The sequence below is a fragment of the Aminobacter sp. NyZ550 genome (assembly GCF_025628925.2).
GTDB classification, from domain to species: domain Bacteria; phylum Pseudomonadota; class Alphaproteobacteria; order Rhizobiales; family Rhizobiaceae; genus Aminobacter; species Aminobacter ciceronei.
In genome coordinates, this window is the sequence record NZ_CP114190.1 from 4,335,511 (window position 1) to 4,353,404 (window position 17,894).

Consider the following 17,894-nt stretch of genomic DNA (forward strand, 5'->3'; position numbering starts at 1 on the left):
TCGATCGGATAGTGCGAAGGCGTATCGCGTCGAGGGGGAACTCGAAGATGCGCGGACGGTCACCCACCACGTTTGAACAAGCTCAACGACGGGTCTATTAAGTTTTCTCGCGAGGCGGCAATTTTCTTCCGAGAAGTCGCCCTTTGTCCCCGTCATCCGTCAGCCGAAGACGGATAGCACCTTTGATCTCGAAGGAGCCGAGATGCTCGAGCGGCAGCGCACCCGAATTGAGGCAGCAGATATATTGGAAGCCCTCTTGCTCGGCTTTGCTGGCAGCAAGCTGTAGCGCTAGTCCATATTGCCGTGGATCGACATCAGCGAACATGGTGCTGTCATGAATAAGCACGTTGAGCGGCGCCCTGCGCCTCGCCCGTAGGGTAGCGATCGCCAGATCGAAACAGAACACGACCATCTGGTCTACACCGTCGCTCCCCTCCCGATCGATAGAGATTCCGAAATTGTATCCGGCTTGCTTCACGTCGATGCTCAGCCGACCGGAGTTGCCGTAAAGGAAGCGCGTGTAATCGGCGAAAAGGCCAATTACCTCGTCGGTCGTCGCGCGACGATCCTCAAGATCACGCTTAAGGAGGGCGCGCGTTTCGATCATGCTCGCAGACAACGTATCTTTGCGCGTGTCGAATCTCTTGCGCTCGTCGATCCTAGCGACCAGCGAGTCATGGAGTGCCTCTAGGTCCGTGAGCCCACGCTGAAGCTCGATCAGCGTAGCAAGTGCGCCGCTCGATTGCAGCGTGCGAAGGAGCTCTCGCTTCTCCGACGACAGGGCGTCAATCTCGCGACTTCTTGCGCCAATTTGCCTGCGTAGCCGCGCTATCTCCGCCCTTAGAAATTCGTGGCGGTTTCGGTAAATTTGCGCATGGAATTGCGCGACCTCGGCCAACGACCGCAGCGCTTCTTCCTTGAAGATGGCGCCCGCGTCGCTCAGGATTTGAAGCGGCTGGTCTGGGTCGGAGGCCGGCGCGTCCCTCGCGCTTCGCTCGTAGTATTCCAGCAGCCGCGTGTCGCTGTGATTGTCATTGACGAGGTCGTGTATTCGGCGGTCAACCTCGTTGAGCCGCGACTCCAGGGCGTCATAATCTTGGCGAACGTTGAAACCGGCAACCTCCTTGCTCTTTGCCTCGATCTGTTTTTCGAGGACAACGCGCTCGGCTTCGAGGTCGCCGATGCTCTGCTCGTCTGTGGAGTCTTTGACCTCCTCGAGCGCGGCAATCGCCTTTGAAATTCGGTCTTTCTGCTGCTGCTCTTCCTGCAGGTCCCGTTGCTTGTCCCAATTCAAAGATAGCATATACGAGATGACCAAGCGGCGCTGCGGGCCGGACTGATTGCTAAAGGCCTGCAACGGATCGACATAGGCCTCCTTCCCAATCCGGGCCTGATAGAGAAACAATTCTCGAAAGCTGGGAGTGTATTTCCCGAGTTTGGCGACGTATGCGTCTTTCACGAAAAGGCGCGACAGAACCTTCAGCCAGTCATCGCTGGAAATCAGGGACTGATCGCCGTGGGTGGAAATCGCCTCGACATCGGCACCCTCGATGAACGCTGTTGAGACAAGAACGCCATTCTCGTTGGTGCGACGGTCAACTCGGACATCGCGGCCGTCATGTGTAAACGTAAGTCCGAATGACACGCCGGCTAGTGCGGGATGACTAAGGACCCGGTCGCGCGCGATACTGCCGCCAAGGCAGAAGTGAATTATGCGGATGAGCGTTGTCTTGCCCAAGCCGTTGGTGCTCTCGTGCTCCGTGGAGTCCGTTGCAATTTCAGCGAGCACGATGTTCATGCCCGCCTCGAAATGGGCGGTCCGGAAATCCTTCAGGTCCGACCGGACTTCCGTGATCATTGCTGACCGCCGAGAATTGGCGTGCGCCGAAGGATGCCGCCTTCAAGCGAGATGACGGAGCCTGCGAACAGCAGCGTCAGCGCTGCCGCGAAACGGTCGAACGTTCTCACCTGCGGATTGTCGGCGAGACGATCCCAAAGGCTGGAGACGGTGTCGTTGCTGCGCATTTCGGCAATGATCGTCGCCGCCACGCCCAACACCGAGAATTCGATCGGCACATATTTTGTGGGGAGGGCCGACATCTATTTCTCGAAAAGGTCGCAGATGATGAACAGGTGGGTGAGCATGCAAAGCCCTGCAGCGCCGCGCGCACTCTCCAGCTTCTCCCCCGCTCCCGCCCAATCATTCAGTAGAAGGAAAATCTCGTCTCCGGTGTAGCCATCATTCTTGAGCTGCTCATAGCGCTGGATGAAGCCGTTGCGAAGCCGGTCGGGGAAGCCCGGATCGAGCTGGGCCGCTTTGCGAATGACCTCCTCGCACTCCTCCGACTTGGCAGCGCCCATCGTGAGGAGGAACTCGATGCTCGGCCCGAGTCCGTTCTTGGCAATTTTGTCCTTCGGTGGAATTTGCTTGAGCGAGGATGCCGTGGCGGGAGCGCCTACCGCCAGCAGCGCCTTCGCCGCGATCTCCAGTTCCGCAAAGCCAACATCGGTGATCGCTCGCGTCAGCTTGCGGCTGAATTTCGTTTCGTGCCGCTCTTTCCAGCCGATCAGCAGCGTTGCCGGATAGGTCTCGTACTGGGTGTCGACCTTAACGTGATGCGTCGGACAAAGCAGTATCAGATTCGATGGTGCATCCCTTTCCGCTGACGTCAGACCGGGCTTGGAACGCGGCCCCGTATCGCTGTGGGCGTAGATGTGCGCAATCTGTCCGATCACCTTCGCATCGGAATACTCAGTGGCTGAGCTGATAATCGGCTCGTGGCAATCTGGATGCGCGCATTGATTGCCCGACATTCCGAACAACACTTTCAGGGTTGTCTTCGAATAGTTCCGCGTCGGCGGCGCGGGACTCTTTTTGAACAGTTCATCTGGACTCACATCGGAAGGCATCAGAATTTGTAACACATCGCTCTACGGCCGCTTCAGAAAATAGCGGCGGTGAGTATTTTCATATTCAGGAATCTGATGCCAACGCTTGCAGGCGCGCGGGCCATGCCCGTAGCTTGTGCGCGCTGTGCACCTTGCGCCCAGAGGACGGCAAAGCCCACTGATCAGAGCGGCAAAAAAGCTTGTACGTTGAGGATGTGAAGGGTGAGCGTGAGAGGCAGCGTGCGTGAAAGATGAAAGATCACCGCTCAAATCGGAGTAGTTTCGTGTGGTTGGAATACATGCTGCGACTGCCGATTTGGCATCGAGTGCGGGTTGCGCGTTTCTACAGGCTTCCTGCGCGGCCTACAGCCTGTCCTGAATCTCCCGGACGAAGCTGGAAGGCGCCGCTCCCGAATATACCATGTGGACCTCGCTTTTTGCGCGGGTCAAACCGACGTAGAATAGCCGGCGTGCTTCAAGCAATTGCTTTTGCGTTTGGTTGAAACGCGGCATCTCGCCTGCGTCCATTCCGAACAACACGACAATCGAGAACTCCCGGCCCTTGGCGCTATGCAACGTGGAAAGGACAAGCCGGCTGGTGCCTTCTCCGACGCCAGCGAAAAGTCCCAACGTCATTTCTGACGTATCGCCGTCGTCGGAAACGCGGGCCGAGAATGAATCCAGGATCGCTTGCTCGTCCTTGAGCATGCGACATCTGTCAAAAAGGTCGTTCAGGAATTCTTGGCGGCATCCAGTGAGCCACTGGTGCAGCTTCATATCTGGATTGCGACGTGACCAGAGCATAGATACCAGCCCCTGCTGGAACTCCGCTTCACGCTCGCTTCCGACGATTGCCTCGCTGAAGAGACGCAAGCCCTCGGCAGACATCAATGAAAATCTGGGCGTGCCTTTCTGCCAGCCACCTGCGCACCAGAGAGCGCACTGTTCCAGCCATCGCATAACGCGACTGCTGCGGGGGTATATGGCATTTGTATCCGTCCTGATGATGCCAAGTCCGCGCGCTCGTGCAGCGTCTGCCACCGCATTGCCGATTTTTGCGGTCGGATAGAGAAATGCAATATCGCCTAGGCGAAGGCTTGGGTTTCGAGCCTGTATCTGCGGGAAGATCGATGCAAAAAAGTGATCGGCTCGGGCCGCATGCGCTCCTTGAAGGGGGTGGAAATACACCTGCCCCTCGGGCGCTCCCTGCCGTGCCTGATACCCGCGGCCCGCTCCCAGCGCAAACTCCGATGCTGCGACGATTTTTGAGCCGCATCGATAGTTCATTTGCAGGGGAATAGTCTCGACGTCCGGCCGCTTGCTGAGTTGCTCCAAGAGCTCTGGATACGCTCCGTTGAATCCGTAAATGGATTGATCGACATCGCCGACCGCGAACAAGCGCATCCCGGTAGTGAAGCAAAGGCCGAGCACCATGCGATGCAGAGCACGCCCTAAATCCTGATACTCATCGACCGCGAGGATCGGAAACTTCGCCAAGAGCGCGCGTTGAATCCACTCGTGATCTCGCAGTGCACGTACCGCCAGCAAGGGCATGTCTTCAAAATCGATCAGCCCGCGATCTCGAAGCCCCGCCTCATACGCTTCGGCGAGCTTGGCCAACTTCTCGTTGATCCCATACCAGTCCTTTGACTCGCGGTTCAGGATGGAGCGGCGGTAGGTGTTCATGTCAAACTTGAACGGCGCGGGATTGCCGCCGCCATAGACCTTTGAAAAAGCCTTTCCGAGGACCTGTTCTTGCTGTTGCTGGTTTGCGATCGCGAAGTCGTCGGGTAGCCCGAGATTTGCGCCCTTGGCGTACGGTAGGACGATCTGGGTGAGCGAAAACGAGTGAACCGTGCCTATGAAAACGCGCCGGTCCTGCTGCACGCCAAGCACATCGAGCCGGGTTTCGAGCTCGCGTGCGCATTCGTTGTTGTACGTGATGCAGGCGAGCCCGCGAGGCTCCTCCACATCTTCGGCAAGCATTCGTGCAAGTTTGATGGTGAGCGTCTTGGTTTTGCCACTGCCCGGCCCAGCGAGAACTACGCAGTTACCCGTTGAATTGTAGGCATCCCACTGCCCCTTGTTTTCTCGGAGCTCCTCGGCAGCGCGCAGGTACAGTTTACTATCAAACACGGTCCGCCACGTGCTTCAGCGCCCCTTTGATGTATCCAGGCGGAGAAATTCCCTCAATCTTCGCGGCGAGGCGCTGGGCAAAGCGCCCTTTGCCGATGTCTTCGATAAGAGAAAGGTACTTTGCCTTGTCCAACGTGTCATAGTCCGCCTTCCATCCAGCAATGACCGCCTTCTTCTCATTGCTGAATGGGGTGTCCTCGAGTACCTCGAGAATGGGCTCGGCAAAATCGTCCTCGAACAGGTCTATTTCGAGCGTGTGGTGGTTCGAGAAAATGCCGTAGGCTTCACAGCGATCACAAAACGCGCCCATTTTTTCAATCGCCTGCAGCTCTTTCATCAAAGCTATCGGCGGCTTTCCGGTGCGCACTGTCTCGATGGTGCGGACCAGATTTAGCGTGCGGTTGTAACCCAGCGCTGGTCCTTTGGGCATTGGATCCCAGTCGGTCACTACGGCGAACGGTATCTGCAATGCGGTAAGCAGTTTGACATACGGCGTGAAGTTCGTGCCGGAGACGGAACACACGCTAATCCCCAGCTCGTCGAGCGACAGCTTGGACTCCTGGGCGAACTCGGGGAACAGAAACCGTTCCGCGTCGCCTTCGACGAGGATCACACCGCGCGCAAACAGTATCTCGGCACGTGTGACGTCGAGATAGCGTTCCAGATCATCAAATTCCGCATCGCTCAGCGCAAGGGTCGCCGTAGAGCGGCCAATCGTTCCGTGGTCCTTTGTATCCTTTAAGAGCAGGATGGACCGAAGGGGCGCGACACTCGCGATATTGGGTGAGTGGGTCGTCAGCAAGACCGAGAGTTTCCTGTTGGCGTCTTCGTCCGCGCTCTCGAACAGATGGCGGTAGACGGAGCGCTGCAGGTGCGGATGGAGGTGAGCTTCCGGCTCTTCGATCGCAAGCAGCGTGTGATCGCGCTTGTTTTCGCCGATCAACTTCCTGATTTCGAGCGCTTTGAGCGTGAGGAACACGATATTGGCCGAGCCAAGACTGGCCTCGCCTATCCCACGCATTCCGTCATCGATGAGGAGACGGATGCTGCGATAAAGGCGGTTTGTATCAAGGGGTGCCAAGCCGAGGGTTGGCATAATGTCCTGCCGCACCCCGCTCATCGATCTGAACAGGTCTCTTATCCCAGTCTGAAGATCTTTGACTTCCTTGAACTCCGTAAGTTTGTCGGTCGCCTCCTCGATCGCATCGGTGACATCGGAAAGGTCTTCATGATCGATGCCGCTGAATGCGTCCTCGATTAAAGGCCGCAATGGCGAGCGGCGCCAGTTTGCAAGATCGCCTTCCGCATCACGGAGAGCAGGCATCAAATCCATGATAATGCGGCGCCGGAGAGCATGACCAAAACGCTTGTTCTCGTGCTCTCCGCCGTAGCACACGAACTCCAGGTCATCGTCGCTCGTCGGGTCTCCGGCGAGGTCCACTTTGGCGCGACACACGTAATTCAGGCGCACGGTGTCGGGGTCGTCATCAAGACGGAATTCGGTGAGCATTGCGAGCACATTCAGGTCGCCCGCAAAATCCCGAATGTCGACGCACACCATGATGGTGTCGTCAACACTGGGGCCGTCCAGTCCGTCCCAGAAGTCCGCAAGCTGCAACTCACGGGCAGAATCCGGCATCGTAGGATCGAAAATCAGGCGCAGGGCGTGGATCAGATTGCTTTTGCCGACACGGTTTTCGCCGACGATGACGACGTCCCCCGAGAGCTTGACGTCGAGAGATTTGAAATTGCGAAAATTGCGGATGATGATCCGTGAAAGCTGCATGGTTCCCCTCACATGCAACCATGTCGGAGGGAAGACTGAAATTCAACGAAAAGAGTGCACGCCAAGGGTTACACAAAATAGTTGGCCGCTTGCTTTGGCAATCGTAGTCGCGGATCAGCCTTTGCTGCGGGCGGCTTACCGAAGCCTAGCCTCGACTTGTGGCTAGGCAACCCATTCGATGTGGAAATCGACGCGCCCGACGTCGTCGCCTGCCGGCAGTTCTACAAAGGCACCAATGTGGTAGCGCAACTGCTCGCGGTAGGCTTCGAGCTTGAGAAGATCGCAACGCCGCGATTGCCTGTTGGTTGTCTTCTTAATCTCGACGACCAGGATGTTCTCGTCGTTGTCGCCGCGATGATGTACGACAATATCAGGGTAAACGGGCGTATTTTCGCCACCGCATTCGATAGGCAGGTTGAGCCGCTTCGGCCTGCCATCAAGGCCGACGCGGTTATACTCCGCATCGACCTTTTGGTCGGGAAAGAGCTCGCGCACGAAAAGATGCGCGAGCGTCGCCCCGAGTGCGCGCTCGTTCACGTCCAGTTCGAGTAGCTGCTTTTGGTCGTCCAAGAACCATGTGACGGCCTTTTCCAGACGAGCTTTGATTTCCTCGGTGTCCATAGAAAGAATTCTGCCACAGTCATGGTAGGACCGAAACCTGGCGTCGATGCCTTGTTTGCATCCTCCCCATTTGGGCACTTCGTGTGCTCAGTCAAGCGAATGGACCGTTTCCACCTCGGCTTGGGGATGATGAGGTATGCGCCTCCGAACGTCTGGTCTAATCGAAACAGCACCTAATTGCGGACGTTCCGCTTACGGCCCCAAAGCCGCCGGACTGGCCCGGATGGAAACCACATAACAAAAACTACAGCGTGTCCTGCGAGCGGATCAGCTCCCGCTCCCTCATCGAATTCAAACGTGCCTGGGCGTCCGCATCACCTTGAGCCGCAGCCTTGCTGAACCAGCGCGCCGCCTCTTCGTAGTCCCTTGCCACATCGATGCCGTTGTAAAAAACCGTACCGAGATTGTACTGGGCGACAGCATGGCCCTGATCCGCTGCCTTGCGCCACCACATCAAGGCAGCGTCGATGTCCTTGGCTACGCCGTCGCCGTTTGCGTAGGCGATGCCCAGACGCTGCTGCGCGTCAGTGTCGCCCTGCTCTGCCGCCTTGCCCCACCATGACACCGCGGAACTGCTGCTTTGCGGCACCCCGTTACCATTCAGATAGACGAAGCCCAGCTTCAGCTGGGCCAAGGCCTGCCCATGCTCGGCCGCCTTGTGCAGCCAGGCTAGGGCCTTGGCATGGTCTGCGGTGACGCCGCTGCCGAGCGAATAGATCACCGCCAGGCTGTGCTCGGCATCAGGATAGGCCTGATCCGCGGCCTTGCTTATCCATTCGAAGGCTTCGGCGTCGTCCTTGAGCGTGCCTTGTCCATCGGCATAGGCGCGGCCGAGATGGAACTGCGCCTGGGCATTTCCCTGAAGCGCGGCCTTGCGCCACCATTCGACCGCCAGCCGGTCATTCCTGGGAAGTCCCAATCCCTTGACATAGAGGTTGCCGAGTTGGCCCTGAGCCTCGGCATGTCCCCGCTCGGCGGCCTTGCGCAGCCATTCTGCAGCCAACTTGTTGTCTCTCTCGCCGCCGGTTCCGAGCAGATATGCAGCGCCGAGCGTATAGGTCGCCTCCAGGTGCCCAGCTGCCGCGGCCTTGCGCCACCAATGCGTGGTTTGCACAAGATCCCGGGCAGCGCCCTGGCCTTGCGAATAGAGAATTCCAAGATTGAACTGGGCGTCTGCATCGCCTGTCTCCGCCAGCAGTTTCCACTGACTGAAGGCAGCATCATAATCCTTGCGGGCGTAAGCTGCGTGCGCGTTGCGGTGCTCAAGATAGCTCGTCGCGAAAGCAAAGTAGGCCAGGCCCGAGGCGGAAAGTACGACAAATAGAACAAATATCGTTCGAGACGCTCCGATCCGCTTCATGACAACCGCTCCCCCCGGGCAATCCATGGATATTCTATCCACACCAGCTTGTGGGAGTACAGATCGGCGACACTCCGAGGTCATTCCGCACGTTGCGGCCGCGCCACCTGACATCTCGGAAAGTTCATCACCCTGACGGCGTGTCCGGGGTATCCGCTTTCAACAGCTCGATCAGGCCGACGACATCGCTGCGTTGTCTTTTGGCGTGCGGTACGAAGGCGCAATAGGGCTGCCCGAGCCTGATCGATGCGGAAGACAGCGCAATGAGGCGTCCGGCCTCGATGTCGTCGCGGGCAAGAACGCGCTGGCCGAGCGCGATGCCCAGGCCAAGACGCGCCGCCGAGATGGCGAGGCTGGACAGGCCGACACGCCGTCCCCGCGACGGGTCGGGGCGCCGCGCGCTTGCCTGTGCCGCAAACCACTCCGACCAGGTCGGATGGGAAGCGTAATTGGGTCCCCAATTGGTGTGGATGAAGACGCTGTCGTGCACTTCGGCGATATCGCCGGTGTCGATATCAAGACGGCGCCGGAACTCCGGTGAACAGACCGGCAGGACGTCGTCGTGCAGCAGGCTCACCCTGACCAGTTCGGGATAGTGATAGTCGCCATAGCTGATGCGCACATCCGTGCCATGGCGCGCCATGTCGATCGGGTCGTCCTCGACACGAATGTCGATCGCCATGCGCGGCTGCTCCGCAAGCAGCATGCCGAGACGGGGCGTCAGCCAGTGCTCGGCCAGGGAGAAAGGAACGCTGACCACCAGCCGCGTGCGCACTTCGCCTTCAAGGATGCGGGACGTCACCGTGGCGATGTCTCCCAGGGCGCGTGCCGTCTGCGGATAGATGGCATGGCCGGCATCGGTGAGCGTGATGCGATTGCCTATGCGCAAAAACAGTTGCTTGCCGAAATAGGCTTCAAGATTGCGCACCTGCTGGCTGACCGCAGCAGACGAGACCCCCAGTTCACGCGCCGCCAGCGTGAAGTTGCCGGTGCGTGCGGCGACCTCGAATGCCTTGAGCGCATTGAGCGGCGGAAGCCTTTCCATCACAGCCTCCAGAAGTTTTTCTTTCGGGCAAATAACAATTTTCCACGTTGAGCGAAAGGTTTTTTTGCCGCCACATGAGACCGCAACCCAGGAGGACAGCACGTGAAAAACATCATCGATTTCGACCGTTTCCCGCTCGATCGCGAGGGAAGTGCCGATTGGACGGCACTTGTCGAACGATCGCGGGCAGCCCTTGCGGCCGACGGCATGTACGACCTCGAGGGCTTTCTGCTGCCCGGTGTCGCCGAGCGCGCGACCGCCGAAATCAAGCCGGTCATGGACAGCCGCTCGCATGAGCATCGGCGTGTTCACAACATCTACTTCAGGCCTGAGATCCCCGAGCTTCCGGCCGAGCATCCGGCGCTGCGGAAAGTCGAGACGATCGGCCACACGATCTGCGCGGACCAGATAACGGACAGCATCCTGTTGTCGATCTACGAATATGCGCCACTGGCACGGTTCCTCGCTGCGACGATGGGCAAGCCGGATCTTCATATGATGGCAGACCCGCTGGCGCGGACCAATGTGATGGCCTACCGCAGCGGCGAGGCACTCAACTGGCATTTCGACAGGTCCGAATTCACCACCACCCTGCTGCTTCAGGCTCCGGACCAGGGCGGCGTGTTCGAGTATCGCACCGACCTGCGATCCGACGACAATCCCAACTACGATGGCGTCTCGCGGCTGCTCGAGGGCAACGATCCGCAGGTGCAGGCAAAGCGCCTCAAGCCGGGAACACTGAATGTCTTCAGGGGCAAGAACACCGCGCACCGGGTCACGCCCGTCGCCGGCAGCCGCGAGCGGATGGTCGCCGTCTTCTCCTATTACGAGCGGCCAGGCGTCGTTTTCAGTGCCGAAGAGCGGCTCGGCTTCTACGGGCGGGCTGCCTGACGGGCCGCCTGCGGCGTCCACTGCCATTGCATAGCCAGGTGAATCCGGGGAGACGAGCATGACATTTTTCAAACGCAACGGCACGCCGGTGCCGGCTTCGATCGACAGGCTCGCCGTGGCGGTCCGCTCGGGGCTGTATGACCGGCGGGAATTCCTCGCCATCGCAAGCGCTGTCGGTGCCTCCACGGCGGTTGCCTACGCGATGCTCGGCCTGCCCGAGCCGGCACGCGCCGGGCAGCCTGCGCCGAAGAAGGGCGGAACGCTGAAGGTCGCGATGTTCGTCAAGCCGCTGAAGGATCCACGGCTTTTCGACTGGTCCGAAATGTCGAATGTCGCCCGGCAGGTCATCGAACCACTGGTGCGCTACACGCACGACTTCACCTTCGAGCCCGTGCTGCTCGATGGCTGGGAGGCCAATGACGACGCAACCGAATATGTGCTTCATGTCCGCAAAGGCGTGACCTGGAACAATGGCGACGCTTTCGATGCGGATGACGTGATCTTCAATCTCGGCCGCTGGTGCGACGGCAGTGTCGAAGGCAACTCGATGGCCACGCACATGGCGTCGCTGATCGACCCTGCCACCCGCAAGGCGCGGGCCGGATCGATCGTGAAGGTGGACGACCACACGGTCCGGCTTGTGCTGGCCAGGCCGGACATCTCCATCGTGGCGGGGCTGGCCGAGTATTCCGCGCTTCTGGTTCATCGCACATTCGACGAATCCGGCGGCGACCTCACCGCAAACCCCATCGGCACCGGCGCTTTCGAGCTCGTCTCCTACGCTGTCGGCGAGCGCGCCGTGTTGCGGCGGCGCGCCAACGGCAGTTGGTGGGGCGGCGAGGCATTGCTCGACGGCGTCGAGTTCATCGACTACGGCACGGATCCGGCAGCCACGGCCAGTGCCTTCGAGGCGGGCGAAGTGCATGCCAACTACGAGACGTCGGGAGACTACGTCGCGATCCTGGATCAACTGCAGCTGGTCAGATCCGAGGTCGTCACCGCCGGCACGATCGTTGCCCGCACCAATCTGTCGACCAAGCCTTATGACGACAGGCGTGTGCGCAACGCGCTCCAGCTTGCGGTCGACAACGCGGCAGTGCTCAAACTCGGCTATGGCGACCTCGGCACGCCGGCGGAGAACCACCATGTCTGCCCGATCCATCCGGAATATGCCAAGCTGCCGGCGATCGGTCGGGACGTCGCAAAGGCGAAGGCGCTGATGGCGGAGGCCGGCCATCTCGATTTCGAGCACGAGCTCATCACCGTCGACGAAGAGTGGGAAAAGAACACCGGCGATGCGATAGCCGCGCAGCTTCGCGAGGCCGGCTTCAAGGTGAACCGGACCGTCCTGCCCGGGTCGACCTTCTGGAACGACTGGACAAAATACCCCTACTCCCTGACCAACTGGGCGATGCGGCCGCTGGCGGTTCAGGTGTTGAGCCTGGCCTACAAGTCGGATGGAACATGGAACGAGACGGCTTTCGCCGACAAGACATTCGACGACAGGCTCGCCGAAGCACTGGCAATTCCCGATCCGGACAAGCGCCGCGTCCTGATGGCGGAGATCGAAGCGATCCTCCAGTCTTCAGGCATCATCATCCAGCCGTTCTGGCGCAAGCTCTACCACCACACGGCGGCGCAGGTGAAAGGCATGGCCATGCACCCGACATTCTGCCTGTTCCTGGAAAAGGTCTGGCTCGACGCATAGCTGCCTGCTCCGGCGCGCATTGCCGGGCAGCCCGGGAGGGGGCGTGGTGCAGTCCTTGCGTGGTCAAACAGGCCGCGTCGGCACGCCGGGCATGCATTGACTCGGCCGACGCGCGATAAGACCGTGCGATCCAAGGGTTAGGATGTCTTTGTGTCGCAAGTTCCGATTCGCTCGATCTGGGTGTTCCACCTGGTGGCCCGCAGCCGCAGCATTACGCGTGCGGCAGGCGAACTGGGCGTCACGCCGTCGGCCGTCAGCCAGCAGATCCAGTCTTTGGAAACGCAGCTCGGCGTGTCGCTGCTGGCCAAGGTCGGGCGCGGCGTCGTCTTGACCGAGGCCGGGGAACGCTTCTTCGAGTCCATCGACGAAAGTGCCGAACTGATCACCGAGGCGACCAACGCCATCCGCGGCTACCGCTCGGTGACGACATTGACTGTCAGGGCGACGCCGACGCTGTCCAACAAATGGCTGCTTCCGCGCCTCGGGCAGTTCCTGGCCGCCAACCCGGATCTCGAGGTGCGGCTGGACGGAACCAACGAACCGACCGATTTCAACCGCGAGGCGGTCGATGTCGAGATCCGCCATGGCGACGGCAAATGGCCCGGCCTGTTCGTCGAGGGACTGACCGAAGAGAGCTTCATTCCGGTCTGTTCGCCTGGACTGGCCGGGCCAGGCAGCCTCGAGGCCGGGGATGTCCTGGGATATCGCCTGATCCACTCGGTCAAATCGCAGGCGCAATGGCCGCGCTGGCTGGCGCTTGCCGGCGTCGAGCCCAGGGAACGCTGGCGCCGGGTGCTGTTCGATCGCAGTCACATGGCAATCGACGCTGCCGCCGGCGGCATGGGGATCGCCCTCGAAAGCACGCTGATGATGCAGCGCGAGCTTGCCGCCGGCGCCGTCGTCTGCCCGGTCAAGACCCCGCCCGAGATCCGCATCGTGACACAATGGATCGTTTGCCCGCGCGACCACCTGCGCCACAAGAAGGTCAGGACGTTTCTCGACTGGCTGCGCGCGGAGCGCAGCGCCGGAGCCATAGCCTGAAGCTGAAGCTGAGCCGGAGCCTGATCAAGCGAAGGCTGCGGCGGCCGTGTCGACGATGCGATCGGGGCTCCAGGCAATCGGCAGGGCGATGAAGCGTTCGTCTGGTTGCGGACGCTCGAGCGTCGCCAGCTGGCTCGCCAGAAGCGACGGGCCGGCAAAATGGTCGGCGCGGTCGCCGAGCCGCTGCCGGATCAGCTCGGCCTCGCCGTCCAGAAACACGAAGGCGACATCGCCCAGGCGCTGGCGCAGAAAATCGCGATAGCTGCGCTTCAAGGCGGAGCAGGCGACCACGGCCGGCCGGCCGGGCAAATCAAGGGCGGCTGCCGCCACGGCCGCGAGCCACGGCCAGCGCAAACAGTCGGTCAAACCCTGGCCGCTGCGCATGCGCTCGACATTTTCTGGGCTGTGATAGGTGTCGGCCTCTATCCAGTCGACACCGAGCCGCTCGGCCAGGCTGCGCGCGATCACCGACTTGCCGGTGCCGGAGACACCCATCACGACGATGAAGTCGGGCTTTTCCATCAGTTGGGGGCCATCATTTGGGGGGCCATCAGTAGAGCCCCATCAGCCGGATCGGCCCGAGCGTCAGCACCGGAAACAGCACCAGCGCCAGGATCGCCAGCACCAGGATCGACATCGGCGCCATCGCGCCCCTGATGACGTCCTCGATCGACATCTTTGCCACTTGCGCTGCAGCGAACAGGCAGACGCCGACCGGCGGCGTCACCAGCCCGAGCGTCAGCGTGATGACGGTGACGACAAGGAAATGCATCGGATCGACACCCAGCGAAACCGCCGGCGGCAGAAGCACCGGGATGAGGATGAACATCGCCGCGATCGCGTCCATGAACATGCCGACGACGATCAGGAACAGGAACACCAGGATCAGCACCGTTGTCGGGCCGGTGCTGACGGCGCCGAGGAAGGCGGCGACCTGCTGCGGCAGGCCGTCGAAGGTGAAGACCCATGCGGCCAGCTTGGCAGTGGCGGCGATGAACAGGATGGTGCCGGAGGTGCGCGCCGTCTCGACGACGATGCCCGGCAGCTCGCCGATGCCGATGGTCCGGTACAGCACGACGGCAAGAAACAGCGTGTAGAGTGCAGCGATCGCCGCCGCCTCGGTCGGCGTGAAATAGCCGTCGACGATGCCGACCAGAAGGATGACCGGTGTCAGCATCGGCAGGATGGCACCCATGCCGGTGACGATTATCTTGCGCAGGTTGATCGGCGATGGCGGATTGTAGCCGTGCCGCACGGCATAGACATGGTTGAACACCATGAAGGCGAAAGCGATGAACAGGCCCGGGATCAGTCCCGCCACCAGCAGCGTGCCGATCGACACATTGGCGATCGAGCCGGCGATGACGATCAGGATCGACGGCGGAATGATCGACGACAGGGTCGAGGTGCACAGCGTCATGCCGACGGCATAGCCTTTGGGATAGCCGTGGCGTTCCATCGCCTTGATCTCGATCGCGCCGATGGAGGCGATGTCGGCGACGGACGAGCCGGATACACCGCCGAAGATGACCGACGAAACGACGTTGACATGGCCCATGCCGCCCGGCATCCAGCCGACGCAGGCTTCGGCGAAGTCGAACAGCTTCTCGGCGACCCGGCCCCGCTCCATCAGCACGCCGACGAAGATGAACAGCGGCACCGCGACGAGCAGAAAGGAGTTCATCGCCGAGAACATGCTCTGCGACAACAGGTCGATCGGGGTCGAGGTGAAGGCGAAGATCACGGCGACGGCTGCCAGGCCGAGCGCCACGGCAAGCGGAACGCCGAGCGCGCTCAACAAAAGGAACAGGACGAGCAGTGCGATGCTCATGGCTTCGGCTCCGTGTCGGGAACGTTGACGTCGACGTCGACTGCCTGCCCCACCTGCAGATCGAGCTCAGGCAGCTCGATCTGCCTGCGGCGTGTGCGAAGCGACTCGAAAATGGCTGCGATCGCCAGGATGGCCGATATCGGCATGATCGAGCCGATCACCCACATCGGCACGATCAGCGTGGCGGCGGTTTCGTTCATCATCCATTGCTGCTGGACCAGTTTCCAGCCGGTCCATGCCATCAGCACGAAGAACAGCACCGACGAGGCGACATAGATCGGAACCGCCAGGCGGCGCAGCCCGCCCCTGAACATGCCGATGAAGACGGTGACGCGGGCCGTTTCCACGGTCCGGAAGCCGGCCCCGATGCCGAGAAAGATCATCCAGACGAACAGGAAGCGCGTGGCTTCCTCGGTCCACGACAACGGCACGCCGAGCAGGCGGCTGGCGACCTGTGCCAGGACGACGACGATCACGCCTGTCATGGCGAGGCCGGCGAGGCCGTCCAGCAGGACGTGAAGCGTCGCATCGCAACGGCTGCGCGGCCAGTCCACCGGCTTGTCCACCGGCTCGTCCATGGGCTTGTCCATATGCTCCTCCCAGAAGCAGCGGCGGGCCCCCTCTTCCCGCCGCCTTGGCGCCAGCTGTTACTTCTTGCCGACGAAGGCAACGCTCTTGTCGAAAAAGGCCTGGTCCTTCACCAGGCCGGCGAACACCGGATAGAGCTCCTTCGACACGGCGACGAAGGCGGCCTGCTGTTCCGGGGTCAGGCGATTGACCTTCATGCCATGGCCCTCCAGCTCCTTGAGGATCGTCTCGGCCTGGGCGGCGTCGTTGTCGGCCTTCCAGGCTTCCGTTTCCTTCGCCGCCTCGTTGATCGCCGCCTTTTCGGCGTCGCTCAGGGCGTCGAACTTGGCCGGGTTGATGCCGAGCACCCAGGAGTCGGCCATGTGGTTGGTCATCGAGACGAAGCCCTGGACTTCGTAGAACTTGGCCGCCAGCGGCACGCTGATCGGGTTTTCCTGGCCATCGACGACCTTGAGCTGCAAGGCGTTGTAGACTTCGGCGAAGGCCATCGGGGTCGGTGCGGCGCCCATCTTCTTGAAAAACTCGACCCAGAGCGGGTTGTTCGGCACGCGGAACTTCAGCCCGGTGAGATCGGCCGGCTTTTCGATCGGCAGCTTGGAGTTGGTCATCTGGCGGAACGGGCGGGTCCACAGGCTGAGGCCCTTGATGCCGATGCCGTTCAGGTCGGCGACCAGCTCCTGCCCCTGCTCGCCGGCCAGATAGGCGCGCAGCTGTGCCTCGTCGTCGAACAGATAGGGGATCGAAATCGCCGAAAACTTCGGATTGAAGTTGGCATAGAGCGATCCGGCAAGCACCAGCATGTCGAGCGAACCGCCGGCAAGCTGCTTGACCGCCGCCGAGGGGTCGCCGCCATAAAGCGTGCCGTTCGGAAACACCTTGATCGTCACCTCGCCCTTGGTCTTGGCCGCCACCAGTTCGGCGAACTTGTTGGCCGCAACGGTGATCTCGGCGGCATCCGGATCGGGCGTCGACAGCGTGAACGTCGTCGCTGCCTGGGCAACGCTTGCCGCAAGCATCGCGGCACCGGCAAGCAGGCCACGAATGGCTTTGTGCATGGTCATGTCATTTTCCTCCCTTGACAGATCTTAGAGGGCGCCAGCGCCCCCGGCTTGGTTCATGTTTTGCAATGTCAGAAAAACCGCACTGTGGTCGAGATCGCCGCCGCCCTCCTCGACGAGCCGGCGAAACAGCGCGTCGACCGTCTCGGCGATCGGCAATTGCAGCTTGAGCGCGCCGGCCAGCGCCAGCGCGGTGCCGGTGTCCTTGAGCTGGTATTTCGCCGGTCCGCCCGGGGTGAAATTGCCGTCGACCATGCGCTGGCCGTGCTGGCGCAACACCGTCGAGTCGGCGAAGCCGCCGAGCAGCGCCTCGCGCACCTTGGCCGGGTCGGCCCCGCCCCGCTCGGCCAGCACCAGGGCTTCGGCGGCCGCACAGATGTTCGAGGCGACGATCAGCTGATTGGCGAGCTTGGCCAGCTGGCCTGTGCCTGCCGGGCCGATATGGGTGAGACGGCCCAGCGGCGCAAAGACATCGGCAAGCGCCGCAACCTCTTGCGCCGCGCCGCCGGCCATGATGGCCAAAGAGCCGTCGCGGGCGCCGGTCTCGCCGCCCGAAACCGGGGCGTCGACGTAACGGACGCCCCTTTCGGCCGCCTGCCCTGCCTGGCTGCGCGCGGTCTCCACCGGAATGGAGCTCATCACCACCAGCGTCGCGCCGGGGCGCATCGCCTCCAGCACACCGCCTGCAGCCAAGAGGACCTCGTCGCAGACCGGCCCCGAGCTCAGCATGCAGATGACCACGTCCGCCTCGCTGGCGGCGCCGGCCGGGCTACCGGCCAGCTCGACGCCTGCTGCGGCCAGTGCCGCGGCCTTGTCGGCCGTCCGGTTCCAGGCCGTCACCCGGAAACCCGCCTGGGCGAGCCGGCGGGCCATGTGGCCGCCCATGATGCCGGTGCCGACGAACCCGATATGCCTGCCTTGCCTGTTGCCCATTGTGCTG

The 17,894-nt window shown here is 61.4% G+C and carries 16 protein-coding genes; 3 read left to right on the forward strand and 13 right to left on the reverse strand.

The annotated features are described in order from the left end of the window. Positions 1-97: 97 nt before the first annotated feature. The 8 genes from N7E70_RS21515 to N7E70_RS21550 form a co-directional block, all read right to left on the reverse strand. Positions 98-1,858 carry a DUF2326 domain-containing protein gene (locus N7E70_RS21515; RefSeq protein ID WP_263007564.1) on the reverse strand — a complete coding sequence of 587 codons (1,761 nt, stop codon included), beginning with the start codon at positions 1,856-1,858 and terminating at the stop codon, positions 98-100. Beyond that, positions 1,855-2,100, reverse strand: coding sequence for an ABC-three component system middle component 6 (locus tag N7E70_RS21520; RefSeq protein ID WP_263007565.1), 246 nt, complete (start codon positions 2,098-2,100; stop codon positions 1,855-1,857). Before N7E70_RS21520 ends, N7E70_RS21515 begins: the two co-directional genes overlap by 4 nt. Further along, entirely contained in the window at positions 2,101-2,910 is an 810-nt protein-coding gene (locus tag N7E70_RS21525; protein WP_263007566.1) for an HNH endonuclease, read from the reverse strand. Between the two features lie 342 nt (positions 2,911-3,252). Continuing rightward, complete coding sequence (locus tag N7E70_RS21530) at positions 3,253-5,025, reverse strand: ATP-dependent helicase (RefSeq protein WP_263007567.1); 1,773 nt, start codon at positions 5,023-5,025, stop codon at positions 3,253-3,255. Continuing rightward, positions 5,018-6,811, reverse strand: coding sequence for an ATP-dependent nuclease (locus N7E70_RS21535; protein ID WP_263007568.1), 1,794 nt, complete (start codon positions 6,809-6,811; stop codon positions 5,018-5,020). The genes N7E70_RS21530 and N7E70_RS21535 overlap by 8 nt, the downstream gene beginning before the upstream one ends. A 162-nt stretch (positions 6,812-6,973) precedes the next feature. Continuing rightward, entirely contained in the window at positions 6,974-7,432 is a 459-nt protein-coding gene (locus N7E70_RS21540) for a hypothetical protein (protein WP_263007569.1), read from the reverse strand. A 244-nt stretch (positions 7,433-7,676) separates the two neighbouring features. After that, a complete protein-coding gene (locus tag N7E70_RS21545) occupies positions 7,677-8,792 on the reverse strand; it encodes an SEL1-like repeat protein (protein WP_269441413.1) in 1,116 nt (371 codons plus the stop codon). 127 nt (positions 8,793-8,919) lie between these two features. Then, positions 8,920-9,837 carry a LysR substrate-binding domain-containing protein gene (locus N7E70_RS21550; protein WP_263007572.1) on the reverse strand — a complete coding sequence of 306 codons (918 nt, stop codon included), beginning with the start codon at positions 9,835-9,837 and terminating at the stop codon, positions 8,920-8,922. Between the two features lie 102 nt (positions 9,838-9,939). Between N7E70_RS21550 and N7E70_RS21555 the strand changes: the two genes are divergently transcribed. From N7E70_RS21555 to N7E70_RS21565, 3 genes are all read left to right on the forward strand, one after another. Then, positions 9,940-10,728 carry a HalD/BesD family halogenase gene (locus N7E70_RS21555; protein ID WP_263007573.1) on the forward strand — a complete coding sequence of 263 codons (789 nt, stop codon included), beginning with the start codon at positions 9,940-9,942 and terminating at the stop codon, positions 10,726-10,728. A 58-nt stretch (positions 10,729-10,786) separates the two neighbouring features. Continuing rightward, positions 10,787-12,436 carry an ABC transporter substrate-binding protein gene (locus N7E70_RS21560; RefSeq protein WP_263007574.1) on the forward strand — a complete coding sequence of 550 codons (1,650 nt, stop codon included), beginning with the start codon at positions 10,787-10,789 and terminating at the stop codon, positions 12,434-12,436. Between the two features lie 150 nt (positions 12,437-12,586). Beyond that, complete coding sequence (locus tag N7E70_RS21565) at positions 12,587-13,477, forward strand: LysR substrate-binding domain-containing protein (RefSeq protein WP_263007575.1); 891 nt, start codon at positions 12,587-12,589, stop codon at positions 13,475-13,477. Between the two features lie 24 nt (positions 13,478-13,501). Here the strand turns inward: N7E70_RS21565 and N7E70_RS21570 are convergent, their stop codons facing one another. From N7E70_RS21570 to N7E70_RS21590, 5 genes are read right to left on the reverse strand one after another with little or no spacing between them, the layout of a single operon-like run. Beyond that, positions 13,502-13,999 (reverse strand): gluconokinase, encoded by a 498-nt coding sequence (locus N7E70_RS21570; protein ID WP_263007576.1) that lies wholly within the window; start codon positions 13,997-13,999, stop codon positions 13,502-13,504. Positions 14,000-14,027: 28 nt separating this feature from the next. Further along, entirely contained in the window at positions 14,028-15,308 is a 1,281-nt protein-coding gene (locus tag N7E70_RS21575) for a TRAP transporter large permease (protein WP_263007577.1), read from the reverse strand. Further along, complete coding sequence (locus N7E70_RS21580; protein WP_442866473.1) at positions 15,305-15,898, reverse strand: TRAP transporter small permease; 594 nt, start codon at positions 15,896-15,898, stop codon at positions 15,305-15,307. Before N7E70_RS21580 ends, N7E70_RS21575 begins: the two co-directional genes overlap by 4 nt. Positions 15,899-15,955: 57 nt before the next feature. After that, positions 15,956-16,951 (reverse strand): DctP family TRAP transporter solute-binding subunit, encoded by a 996-nt coding sequence (locus N7E70_RS21585; RefSeq protein WP_442866524.1) that lies wholly within the window; start codon positions 16,949-16,951, stop codon positions 15,956-15,958. A 30-nt stretch (positions 16,952-16,981) separates the two neighbouring features. Then, positions 16,982-17,887, reverse strand: a complete 906-nt coding sequence (locus N7E70_RS21590; protein ID WP_263007579.1) for an NAD(P)-dependent oxidoreductase — start codon at positions 17,885-17,887, stop codon at positions 16,982-16,984. Positions 17,888-17,894 lie beyond the last annotated feature (7 nt).